This is a genomic window from Streptomyces sp. NRRL S-920 (assembly GCF_000717945.1).
Lineage (GTDB): Bacteria > Actinomycetota > Actinomycetes > Streptomycetales > Streptomycetaceae > Streptomyces > Streptomyces alboniger.
This window is the reverse complement of the sequence record NZ_JODF01000163.1, coordinates 1-485: the sequence shown is the minus strand read 5'-3', so window position 1 is coordinate 485 and position 485 is coordinate 1. Positions and strand designations below refer to the sequence as shown.

General features: G+C 69.1%; 1 protein-coding gene. It reads right to left on the bottom strand.

Annotated elements, in window-relative coordinates; translation table 11 throughout:
* Window positions 1-485, bottom strand: a 485-nt coding sequence (locus tag IG54_RS0137335) for a carboxyl transferase domain-containing protein (RefSeq protein WP_030795720.1), incomplete at both ends; no start/stop codon positions are given.

Genomic DNA, 485 nt, shown 5'->3' with positions numbered 1-485 from the left:
GAAGCCGGGCACGTCGAGGAGCGTCACGATGGGGATGTTGAAGGCGTCGCACATCTGCACGAAGCGGGCGGCCTTCTCGGAGGCCTCGATGTCCAGCACCCCGGCCAGGGACTGCGGCTGGTTCGCCACGATCCCCACCACCTTGCCGTCCAGGCGGGCCAGGGCACAGATGATGTTCCGCGCCCACCGCTCGTGGACCTCCAGGAAATCACCGTCGTCGACGATCTCCTCGATGACCTTGGCCATGTCGTACGGGCGGTTGCCGTCGGCCGGCACCAGGTCGAGCAGCACGTCCGAGCGCCGGTCGGCCGGGTCGTCGGACTCGTGCGTCGGGGGGTTCTCGCGGTTGTTGGAGGGCAGCATCGCGATGAGGTACCGGACCTCGGCGAGGCAGGTCTCCTCGTCGTCGTACGCGAAGTGCGCGACGCCGGAGGTCTCGGCGTGGACGTCGGCGCCGCCCAGGCCGTTCTGCGTGATCTCCTCGC